We start from the raw sequence: 12,051 nt of genomic DNA on the forward strand, positions 1-12,051 counted from the left end.
AATATCATTCTATGTCTAAAAATGTCAACAATGTTTCGACAATTTTTTCTTTTTTGTTAAGACAAGGCTTGCTCATCTTCCACCGGTTTACTAATTAATACTTCCCTAGGTTTACTACCTTCATACGGACCAACTACACCATTATCTTCCATCGCATCAATTAATCTAGCAGCTCTTGTATAACCAATTCTAAATCTTCTTTGTAGTAGTGATACTGAGGCAGATTGCATATTGGTTACTAATTCAACAGCTTCATTATATAGATCATCATCCACTTCCGATTTCCCATCTTTTTCCTCTTTTACCATCATTTCTTCTTGGTATTGAGCCTTTTGTTGAGAGATTGAAAACTCGACTACTCGTTCAACTTCATCATCAGATAAAAATGCTCCTTGCACTCGGATTGGTTTAGAAGCACCAATTGGTTGGTATAACATATCTCCTCTTCCTAATAGTTTTTCTGCTCCACCAGTATCAAGTATTGTACGAGAATCTGTTTGAGAAGATACACTAAAAGCAATTCGAGAAGGTATATTTGCTTTAATAACACCTGTGATAACGTCAACAGACGGTCTTTGTGTCGCAATAATTAAGTGTATCCCCGCTGCACGAGCCATTTGGGCTAATCTAGTGATTGAATCTTCTACGTCACTTGATGCTACCATCATTAAGTCAGCTAATTCATCAACAATCACGACGATAAATGGTAATAAAGGTTGTTTCGAATCTGTCATCGCATTATTTTGTCTCGTTAATTCGTTATAACCTTCAATATTTCTAGTTCCTGAATGAGAAAAAAGCTCATATCTTCTTTCCATTTCACTAACAACTTTTCGTAACGCCTGTGAAGCTTTTTTAGGATTTGTTACGACAGGGGTTAGTAAATGTGGAATACCATTATATACATTCAATTCAACCATCTTCGGATCGATTAACATTAGCTTAACTTCAGATGGTTTTGCATTCATTAGGATACTAACAATGATTCCATTTATACATACACTTTTCCCACTACCTGTCGCTCCAGCTACGAGTAAATGTGGCATTTTATTAAGCTCTGCAAATACAGCATCACCGGCAATATCTTTTCCTAGCGATACAGCTAATGGATTTTGTAATTTCGGACTTTTTGCTTCGAGAACTTCTCTAAGTAATACAGTCGTTATATTCGTATTTGGCACTTCAATTCCAACAGCTGATTTACCTGGAATAGGAGCTTCAATTCGAATATCTTTGGCTGCAAGTGCAAGTGCTAAATCATCGCTAAGGTTTACAATACGACTAACTTTTACCCCTGCTTCAGGGTATACTTCATATTTTGTTACAGCAGGTCCATGATGTACTTTCGTTACAGTAGCCTTTACACCAAAACTTTGAAATGTTCTTTCAAGCTTGTCCGCATTTTCCTTTAATTTTGATTCATTTTCTCGTTTTTTAGCGCCTTTTGGATAGGCTAATAAGTCCATTGATGGCAATACGTAGTCTATCTTATCCTCGACTCCTACTTCTGCAACTGGCAATTCGATTGAATGATCGTCTTCATCTGCAAAATGAGCCTGAAGTTGATTTGAATTATTTGCTATGATCAATTCTGGTTCTTTAGGTGGCTGATACGTAGGAGAATATTCAATTTGAATTTCTTTTCTCGGCTCAATCTCAGCTTCATATGAATTATTAATTTGGTAATTTAAACTTTCAGCCCCTGACACTTCTTCATGACGATCATCGTCTTCATATGAATCTTTCTTTGCTTTTCTCTTTTGTTTAGCCTCAGCTCGTCTACTAGTTGTTTTTTGTTCACGACCACGTTTCCAAAAATTTGTTAAATCCTTCCATGTATCTGAAATTAAATTTCTAACTTTTGGCATTATATATTGGTATACATAACCTCCAAGTGGCTTACCAGTAATAAATAAAACGCCCGCAACTATGGCAATAATACCGAAAAGAATTGCACCGGTTCGATCAAATAAGAAATATAAAACTGCAAAAAGTATCGCTCCAATTATACCTCCACCAAGATCCACCGTACTAATCTTACCTTTGGCTTCGTATAAGAATAAATCTAGCGTACTTTTTATGACAGATTGATCATGAAATTGATTATTTTTTGCTAATAAATCAAATAGAGTAACATGACTAAACATCAATATACTAAAGAAGATTAACAATCCACCAATCGTAATACTCGAAACAAATGGAGGTCTTTTTCGATAAATTATGCTATATGCAGATAAACCGATTATAAAAAGAAAGCTTAGCATGTACCATTCTCCAAAGAAGAATCTCAAGAATAATACAAAGGCTTTACCTACAATACCAAGTTTTAATATCGTTACGATTGAAAGTGCTAAAAATATTAATCCACTAATTTCATACCATATTGACCCATTGCCACTTACTGACTTTCGAGCTTTTGACTTTTGCTGCTTCTGCTTTGCCATGTAATTCACCCCCATCTAAATTTGCAGATTCGCCAAAGAAAGCAGCCTTTTGGCTGCTTTCTTAAATTGAATTTATTATAACATATCAGAACATATGTTTACCATGTATTGTTAATAATTACCTTAAGATGGTAGAACTAAAATTCGTTGACCAGGTGTATATTGCATAAAATGCTGCGGATCTGTACTTACAATTCTTTTAATTTCAAAAGCTGTACCCCCAACACTATCAACCAACATAGGAACACCATTGTATTCTAAAAACTGCTGTGATTCGAATTCTTGTTGATCAACGGGAAAAATCGATTCAATTGGCATTATTGTATATAGAATCAAAATTCATTCTCCTCTTTATCAGACTTTTCTTTTCGTTCGTCAATCAATTCTTGCAATTTACATAATGCTTGCCCGATACCACCTACATCATCAATTAGTCCATATTTTACTGCATCTCCACCGACTACATTAGAGCCGATATCTCTTGTTAAATTTCCTTTTGTAAACATTAATTCCTTGAAACGTTCTTCCGTAATATTTGAATGCTTCGTAACAAAACGCGTTACCCTTTCTTGCATTTTATCAAGATACTCAAACGTTTGAGGTACACCAATTACTAAACCGGTTAGACGAATAGGATGGATCGTCATTGTTGCCGTTTCAGCAATATATGAAAAGTCAGTACTTACTGCAATTGGTACTCCGATACTATGCCCACCACCTAAAACGATTGAAACAGTAGGTTTTGTTAATGTCGCAATCATTTCTGATATCGCAAGGCCTGCTTCCACATCTCCACCTACAGTATTTAGAACAATTAATAATCCTTCAATCTTAGGGTTTTGTTCTATTGCAACTAATTGTGGGATTAAATGTTCATATTTAGTTGTCTTATTTTGAGGTGGTAAAGCTACATGCCCTTCAATTTGCCCTATTATCGTTAAACAATGGATTTTTGAATCATTGCTTGCTGGAACATTTGTTTGTCCTAATTGCTGTATTTTTTCAACAATGCTCATATCCTTTTGATCATTTGGCTTTGGAGGTGCTTCTTCGTTTGGAATTGGTGTTTCATTATTTGAATTTGTCAAAACAGTTCCCCCTATCATTTTTCATACAAATTAGTATGTGAAAATAATAAGGAAATCATACCCATCTTAGATTAAGAAGTACTTCACTATATAAATTATACTTCCATTAATATAGGTAGAATCATTGGTCTTCTTTTTGTTTCTTCATATAAGTAAGCGCTTAATCCATCTCTTATTGAATTCTTTAATAATGTCCATTCAATTTGGTCGTTTTGTAGCATTTTTTCTGTAATGTCTTTTACAATTTCAGTTGATCTAGTGATTAATTTTTCTGACTCACGTACATATACAAACCCGCGAGTGATAATTTCTGGACCAGATATGATTGCTTTCTTTTGCTTGTTAAACGTTACGACAACGATTAATATACCATCTTGAGATAGTAATTTACGATCACGCAATACGATATTTCCAACATCACCAACACCAATTCCGTCAATTAAAACGTTACCAACTTCTATTTTTTCAGTTCGAGTGGCTTGACCATTTTTAAACGAAACGATGTCACCCTTTTCAATAATAAAAATATCTTCCTTTGCTATGCCTACTTCTTCTGCAATATGTGAATGTGCTTTTTGCATTCGAAATTCACCATGAACTGGTATGAAATATTTTGGCTTCATCAATTCAAGCATTAGCTTTAATTCCTCTTCATAACCATGACCAGATACGTGTACCTTTTTATAGCCATAAATAACATTTGCGCCAGCTCTAAATAATAAATTAACAGTAGATCCAACTAACATTTCATTCCCTGGAATTGCTGTTGCAGCCATTAGGACAGTATCACCTTTACGAATTGAAACTTGCTTATGTGTACCTTTAGCAATTTTCGAAAGGGCTGCCATTGGTTCTCCTTGTGTACCGGTTGTTAGAATGACAATATCTCTTTCTTTATAGTTATCTGTATCCACAACTGAAATCATTAGATCATCCGGAATTGATAAATAATCTAATTCCTTTGCTAATTCAATTGATTTCATCATACTACTTCCCACTACTGCTAGTTTTCGACCTGCCGCTTCACTTGCATTAATAACCTGTTGAATTCGATATATATTTGAAGAAAAACAAGCTACTAAAACTCTTCCTTTTGCATTCATTATTTCTTTTTTAATTTCTTCCGATACTTTCTTCTCAGACCCAGAAAACCCTTGTCTTTCAGCGTTTGTGCTATCAGATAGCAAACATAAAACACCTTTATCTCCTATTAAGGCTAGTTTGCCTAAATCAGCACCTGGATAAGGACTTTTCGACTGATCAAATTTGAAGTCTCCAGTAAAAACGACAGCACCTTGTGGTGTATTTACACAAAATCCAAATGAATCTGGAATGCTATGAGTAGTTCTAAAAAAACTAATTGAACTATTTTCAAATGTTAATAAAGTAGTTTCATCATATAGTTCAAATTGCTCAAGGTTTTTAATACCTTTCTCGCTTAATTTTTCTCTTATAAATAAATATGCTAATTTATTTGTATAAAACTTTACATGTGGTAGTTTATTCATAATATATGGAATGGCACCTATATGATCTTCATGTCCATGTGTTATAAAAACACCTACAACTTTATGTGCATTTTTCTCTAAATAACTTACATCAGGTATGACATGATCTATTCCGTACATTTCTTGGTCAGGAAATTTTAAACCTGCGTCTAACACGTAAATCAAATCACCAACTTCGACTACATACATGTTTTTTCCGATTTCACCTACCCCACCAAGGGCAAAAACTTTTACTTGTTCATTCATTTCCTTCAACACAACCTGTTCCTCCTAGTTAGTTCTTTAAATTTACAGACCGTTCAAAATCTTACAAACATTATATCCTAGTCCGAACAGGTAAAACAAGATACATTCTTCCTTAAATAGGAAAATCGGATTACTTTGGGGATGTATTTTTAATCATTTTTTTGCGTTCTTGTGACTATAGCTAATATTGAAAAGAAAAATTTATTGTTTCTACTACATTTTTTCTGCCTTATTTTTTTCTTTTTAACTCAAATAAAAATTCTTTTTGAACTTGAGTGAATGGTCAATTATTACTTATTGCAAGAATATGATTAAGTTAGAAAAGGAGGGTCTAAATGAATTTTAATGACAGAGAGCCCCCAAAAATGAATCTTTCAAAATTCGTAGATGAACTACCCATTCCACCAATTTTAAAACCTCGCTATAAAGATCATTATTATACTTATTATGAGGTAACGATGACGGAATTTAAGCAATCTCTCCATAGTGAGTTAAAAGATTCAACAGTTTGGGGATATGAAGGATCCTATCCTGGACCAACCATAAAAGTAAAAAAAGGTGAGATCGTGTTTATTAAATGGATCAATGATCTACCAGAAAAACACTTGTTTCCAATCGATTTTACTGTTCATGGTGCTCATAAAGATGTCCCCCAAGTAAGGACAGTAGTGCACGTACATGGTGCTTGTGTTGAACCTGAAAGCGATGGCTATCCTGAAGCTTGGTTTACAAAAGATTATAAACAAGTTGGCCGTTATTTTAAAAAGCAAGTATACCGATATGATAATTGTAATAGCGCATCTACCCTTTGGTACCATGATCATGCACTAGGCATTACAAGACTAAATATATATGCTGGATTAGTAGGGTTTTATTTAATTAGTGATGAGAAGGAAAGTAGATTGAATTTACCGAATGGGCGCTATGTTATCCCACTATTGATACAAGATAAAAGTTTTAATATTGATGGTTCACTTTATTATCCTAAACAACCACATAAACCTATTAAAGATCTAGACACATCTATTATCCCGGAATTTTTTGGTGATACAGTGATCGTCAATGGTAAAGTTCATCCTTATTTAAAAGTGGAACCAAGAAAATATCGATTTAGATTATTAAACGGGTCAAACTCGCGCTTTTTTCGAATTAAGCTCGATTCTGGTCAACTTATGTATCAAATCGCAACAGAGCGCGGATTCATGCAGCATCCAATTGGTATCCACGAACTCATGTTATCTCCTTCAGAACGAGCAGAAGTAATCATCGATTTTACTAATCTTGAAGGTAAAAAGATTAGTATGCGAAATGATGCTCCTACCCCATTTCCAAATGGAAAACCTGTTGATGAAAATACAGGAACTGTCATGCAATTTAAAGTTACATTGCCTTTGTCAAACGTGGATACAAGTATGATACCAGCTAATTTGCAACAATTTCCAAAAATCAATGAACAGTCTGCATTCAAACAACGCTTCTTACCATTAGTTCACAAAATGGATCAGTATGGACGAGAAATTATGTTATTGGATCATAAACATTGGGATGCTCCCATTTCAGAAAATCCGAAATTAGGAACAATCGAAATATGGTATTTGATTAACTTAACACCTGATTCTCATCCTATACATGTTCATCTAATTGAGTTCCAAATCTTAGATCGAAGAAACTTTGATGTAGAAAAGTATAAACAAGAAGGGGTCATTCATTACACAGATCCACCGATTCCACCAGAACCACAAGAATGTGGATGGAAGGACACTGTTTCAGCTAATCCAAATCAAGTAACTAGAATAATCATGAGGTTTGGGCCGTTTACTGGATTATATGTTTGGCATTGTCATATGTTGGAACACGAGGATTATGAAATGATGAGACCATTTATTGTCATTCAATAAGGAGATTTGAAATTTTGTGAATTTAGTAAAAAAACCACTTACGCTATCCAAATTAATCGGATTGTTTGTAAGTGGTTTTGTTGTTAATTATTTTGTAATGCTTCGTCTAAATTATTTATTAATATACCAATCGTTGTGCGTTCAGCTTCAGAAAGTGGTACAAGTGGTAAACGGACTCCACCAACATCTAACCCTTTCATTTGTAAAGCTGTTTTGATTGGACCTGGACTTGGCGCCATGAAGAATCCATCAAATAATGGCAATAGTTTACGGTGTAAGAATTGTGCTTTAGCCATATCTCCTGTGAAGAAGCTTTCAGCTAATTGCTGCATTTCATTTCCTAACACGTGTGATGCAACAGAAACCGTTCCTTTTGAACCAATTGCAAAGGCTGGAAGCGTAAGTCCATCGTCACCACAATATAATTCAAAATCTTCAGGAGTACGGTCAATAATTTCTGTCATAATGCTTAAGTTTCCAGTAGCATCTTTAATTGCAACTACATTTGGAATTTCAGCTAATCTTACAATTGTATCTACTGTAAGGCTAGCAACTGTTCTGCCTGGTACATTATATAACATAACAGGAAGCTGAGTACTTTCTGCTGCTGCTTTAAAGTGTTGATATAGTCCTTCTTGGTTTGGTTTATTATAATAAGGTACAACTACCATGATTGCATCTACACCTAAGGCAGAAACTTTCTTCGTTAATTCAACTGTTTCACGAGTATTATTACTTCCTGTACCCGCGATAACAGGTACTCTACCAGCTACCGTTGAAACTACATGACTAATCAATGCTAATTTTTCTTCTGAAGTTAATGTTGGAGATTCTCCTGTTGTTCCACAAACTACGATTGAATCTGTTCCATTCTCAATTAAGTAGTTCACAAGTTTTGTTGTTTTTGCAAAATCAATATTTCCTTTTGAATCAAAAGGCGTTACCATCGCTGTTGAAATTTTACCAAATCTACTCATTATTCCACTCCGCTCAAATATTAATCGACTTTAACTGAACTAAGTTCAAATGCATCATGAAGTGCAGTAACCGCTTCGACCATATCTTCATTTTTGACAAGCACCCAAATAGTCGTGTGACTGTCTGCTGATTGTAAAATTTGAATACCTTTTTCAGCTAATGCAGTTACAATTTTTGAAGTTACGCCAGGTACTCCTGCAATTGCCGCTCCAACTATTGATACTTTTGCACAGCCAGTTGTGTATGAAGGCTCATAGCCAATTCCTTTTAATACATCGATCGCTTTTGAAGCAACTTCATCACTTACAGTGTATACTACACCATTAGGTGAGATATTAATAAAGTCTACACTTATTCCTTTATTTGCCATTGCTTTAAATACTTGAGAATGTAAATCAAAAGTATGTTCCTTTGAAGTTACTCTAATTTGCGTAACATTCGGTACATGTGCGATTCCTGTTATTAAACGATCTTGAATATTTTCACCAATAATACGTTTCGTAGGATTCGATGTTACTAGTGTACCTAAACTATTTGAATACGTTGAACGAATTCGAATAGGTACCTTCCCTTGCATCGCGATTTCTACAGCCCTAGGATGAATTACTTTCGCACCTTGATATGCCATATTACAAATTTCTGCATAAGTAACAACTGATAAAGGTCTTGCTTCTTTAACAATCCTTGGATCTGCTGTCATTACGCCTTCAACGTCAGTAAAGATTTCGATTGTTTCTGCACCAACAGCAACCCCAAGTGCAGAAGCAGAAGTATCACTTCCACCTCTACCTAATGTCGTAACATCACCATTAGATGTAGATCCTTGGAATCCTGCGACTACTACAACATCATAGTTTTCTAATTCTTTAATTAAACGGCCACATTTCATATCAAGAATTTTTGCATTTCCAAATTCATCATTTGTTCGGAAACCTGCAGATGCACCTGTCATTGCCATAGCATGAATACCATTTTCATTCAATAAATTTGAAAAAACAATTGAAGAAATTGTTTCACCACATGACATTAATAAATCAAGTTCTCTTTGTGTGACCTTACTTTTTTTTGCGCCAACTAAATTTAATAGTGTATCTGTTGCATATGGTTCACCTTTTCGACCCATAGCTGAAACAACAACTACTAATTTATATCCTTTTTCTAATGCTTCTTTTATATGCTTAAGTGCGTGCTTTCTTCCATTTTCGTCACGTACTGAAGTCCCTCCAAATTTTTGGACTAATATCTTCATTCTTGCACCTCTCTAGCAGTTTTCACTAAATGATGCTTAACTCAATTAATCGTTCAGCAATTTGCACTGAATTCCAAGCAGCACCTTTTAATAGATTATCTGAAACGATCCATAAATGGAATCCAAATGGATTATCTAAATCTTTACGGATACGTCCTACATATACTTCATTACTTCCAATACTGTAAAATGGCATTGGATATAGTTGTTGATCTGGATCGTCTTGTAATACGATTCCAGGTGCATCACTTAAAAGTGATTTAAGTTCAGCTACTGATACTTCTTTATCAACTTCAATGTATACTGACTCAGAGTGACCAGAAATTACAGGAAGTCTTACACATGTTGCGCTAATTTGTAATTCAGGTAAATGCATGATTTTTTTAGTTTCATTAATCATTTTCATTTCTTCATAAGTATATCCATTCTCAGTAAAGACATCGATTTGTGGAATTGCGTTAAAAGCAATTTGATAATGTTTCTCACCACTTTTTACCGGTAATACTGATGGAGTTGCTTCTTCACCGTTTAAGAATGCTTGCGCTTGTTCCTTTAAGGCTTCAATTGCTGTAACTCCAGCACCTGAAACGGCTTGGTAAGTTGACACTACTACTTTATTTAAACCAATAGATTGACGAATTGGTTCTAGCGCAACAACCATTTGGATTGTTGAACAGTTAGGATTTGCAATAATACCTTTATGATTAAATAAATCTTGGTCATTTACTTCAGGTACAACTAAAGGTACGTCTTCAGCCATTCTAAATGCACTAGTGTTATCAACTACTACTGCCCCTCTTTTAACTGCTTCAGGAGCTAGATCTTTTGATACTGAGCCACCAGCACTAAATAAAGCAATATCTACACCTTCAAAAGCTTCAGGAGTTGCTTCTTGAACGATTACCTCTTCACCTTTATATGTTAATTTTGTTCCTGCTGAACGTTTTGATGATAGATATTTAATTTCTTTTACTGGAAAATTTCTTTTCTCTAATGTTGCAATCATTTGTTGTCCAACTGCTCCAGTTGCACCTACTACAGCTACTACATAACTTTGTTTATTCCCCACTTTTTGCACCATCCCTGTTTTCACATTTATTAAATAGTTTACGTTAAATGAAGTTTATATTCAAAGGTTTTCGCTTGAATAATTGATTTCATAGTAACGAGTATGTATCCTAATGACACATACTCAATTTTCTTCATTCTATCATAGAAAAAATAATTCAGTCCTATTTTTTCTAAAATAATTATTGGAGATCACGATATTTTTCCACTAAAACAGGTTGAAGTTGTTTTCCTTCAATAGAGGATTTCACTGTATCAAGCAATGAATCCATTCTTGCCACTAGTGAATTCGGTTTTTTTATTGGATCATCTTGACCAAAGGGAATAAAATAGATATTTTTTGTACTCATTAAACGCATTAAATTATGACTTAGAGGATAATACCTATTTAAATGGAATATCATTGGTTTTAAGACAGTAAAAAATTGAATTTAAAAGGGGCCGACTAAAGGTTATAAAAGGGGATTGAAACAAAAAATTCAGCTCAAGAATAATTTTTAAAATCTCACCCTAATGATTATAATGAACAATATATTTAGCATAAACATAATCAAGTTGTTTTTTAATGCAGTTAGTATAAAAAGTTTGTTTATAATCAGTGTAAAGTACTTTTAAAAACCGATTTCTAATTGATTTAATCGACAAATTATGAAATCGTAAATAGGTTTCAGTCCAAAATACCATATTATTTGAAAAAGTTTCATCGTCAATACCAAAAAATGTCCGTACAGCTCGAACACCAATATTCCCCAGTAAAACCGTAACATCCTCCACGTCAACATTGGCATCTAGTTCAAAAATAATAACCTCATAATCATTATCCGTTCTATTATTTGTACCAGTAAGTGAATATCCTACTAATTCACCATTTGTAAGATTAAAGGCAACTACACCTTTAGCATAATCTAAAACCCAGTTATTATATGCTAGTTCGATGACATCCTTTATTCTTACATTGAAAATTAAATGATCAGCAAGCTTACGTTCGATCAATTTTTCCTTTGAAACAAATTGTTTTGTTAAATGATAATCGATAATAACCAACATTCCTCTCTATGATGAATATTTAGAATCACTATCACTATATTTACGATCATTATGTAAAAAAAATGACAGATTTTTGAGTAATCTGTCTCAGAATTTTTTTAAAATTACATGAATCTTAGATCATGATCACAATTATATGTGCATGTAAAATGATTGCATATTTAGTTTTTTACCGTTGTAAAAGTACAAAAAATATTTTTACCTAAGGAATCTAGTCATTTGAAAATAGATAATTCTTCCTAGATCAATCGAAACAAACAGATAAAAAAAGCACCCTTATTTAGGTGCTTACATACTTCCTATTTATCATCCTTCTTAAACAATTCTTCTTTAACAATCTTCCATCCAATCGTTTGAATTTCTTCAATAATTTTCTTTTTATTTTCTTCTGTTACATCATCTGGTGCAATTATATTCACTTTTGTTTTTCCAAATTGATAGGTAGCAGTAAATTCTGTTTGTTTACTCAGTATCACCACCCCCATATTTCATTGTATGTTTCGTTTATTGACGGACTAACCAACC

At 33.8% G+C, this 12,051-nt stretch carries 10 protein-coding genes and 1 pseudogene; 1 reads left to right on the forward strand and 10 read right to left on the reverse strand.

The features are described 5' to 3' along the window. Positions 1 to 56 precede the first annotated feature (56 nt). The 4 genes from CN925_RS18605 to CN925_RS18620 form a co-directional block, all read right to left on the reverse strand. A complete protein-coding gene (locus CN925_RS18605; RefSeq protein WP_098848324.1) occupies positions 57 to 2,444 on the reverse strand; it encodes a DNA translocase FtsK in 2,388 nt (795 codons plus the stop codon). A gap of 123 nt (positions 2,445 to 2,567) precedes the next feature. After that, on the reverse strand, positions 2,568 to 2,780 hold the full coding sequence (locus CN925_RS18610) for a YlzJ-like family protein (RefSeq protein ID WP_098848325.1): 213 nt from the start codon (positions 2,778 to 2,780) through the stop codon (positions 2,568 to 2,570). Then, on the reverse strand, positions 2,777 to 3,460 hold the full coding sequence (locus CN925_RS18615; protein WP_286138522.1) for a ClpP family protease: 684 nt from the start codon (positions 3,458 to 3,460) through the stop codon (positions 2,777 to 2,779). The genes CN925_RS18610 and CN925_RS18615 overlap by 4 nt, the downstream gene beginning before the upstream one ends. Before the next feature lie 167 nt (positions 3,461 to 3,627). Further along, complete coding sequence (locus CN925_RS18620) at positions 3,628 to 5,298, reverse strand: ribonuclease J (RefSeq protein ID WP_098848327.1); 1,671 nt, start codon at positions 5,296 to 5,298, stop codon at positions 3,628 to 3,630. Between the two features lie 353 nt (positions 5,299 to 5,651). Between CN925_RS18620 and CN925_RS18625 the strand changes: the two genes are divergently transcribed. After that, complete coding sequence (locus CN925_RS18625) at positions 5,652 to 7,184, forward strand: multicopper oxidase family protein (protein WP_098848393.1); 1,533 nt, start codon at positions 5,652 to 5,654, stop codon at positions 7,182 to 7,184. A gap of 83 nt (positions 7,185 to 7,267) precedes the next feature. On the opposite strand, the gene dapA is transcribed toward CN925_RS18625, so the two are convergent. The 6 genes and pseudogenes from dapA to CN925_RS18655 form a co-directional block, all read right to left on the reverse strand. Beyond that, on the reverse strand, positions 7,268 to 8,161 hold the full coding sequence (gene dapA / locus CN925_RS18630) for a 4-hydroxy-tetrahydrodipicolinate synthase (protein WP_098848328.1): 894 nt from the start codon (positions 8,159 to 8,161) through the stop codon (positions 7,268 to 7,270). Between the two features lie 20 nt (positions 8,162 to 8,181). Continuing rightward, a complete protein-coding gene (dapG, locus tag CN925_RS18635) occupies positions 8,182 to 9,411 on the reverse strand; it encodes an aspartate kinase (protein WP_098848329.1) in 1,230 nt (409 codons plus the stop codon). 25 nt (positions 9,412 to 9,436) lie between these two features. Continuing rightward, positions 9,437 to 10,480 carry an aspartate-semialdehyde dehydrogenase gene (asd, locus tag CN925_RS18640; RefSeq protein WP_142339252.1) on the reverse strand — a complete coding sequence of 348 codons (1,044 nt, stop codon included), beginning with the start codon at positions 10,478 to 10,480 and terminating at the stop codon, positions 9,437 to 9,439. Positions 10,481 to 10,661: 181 nt separating this feature from the next. Next, positions 10,662 to 10,844, reverse strand: a pseudogene (gene spoVFB, locus CN925_RS21660) (dipicolinate synthase subunit B); the annotation flags it as partial. A gap of 145 nt (positions 10,845 to 10,989) precedes the next feature. Beyond that, complete coding sequence (locus tag CN925_RS18650) at positions 10,990 to 11,523, reverse strand: hypothetical protein (protein WP_098848331.1); 534 nt, start codon at positions 11,521 to 11,523, stop codon at positions 10,990 to 10,992. Positions 11,524 to 11,825: 302 nt separating this feature from the next. Continuing rightward, positions 11,826 to 12,002, reverse strand: a complete 177-nt coding sequence (locus tag CN925_RS18655; protein WP_098848332.1) for a cell division protein FtsZ — start codon at positions 12,000 to 12,002, stop codon at positions 11,826 to 11,828. Positions 12,003 to 12,051 lie beyond the last annotated feature (49 nt).

The sequence above is a fragment of the Bacillus sp. AFS055030 genome, from assembly GCF_002574545.1.
Taxonomy (GTDB): Bacteria; Bacillota; Bacilli; order Bacillales; family Bacillaceae_G; genus Gottfriedia.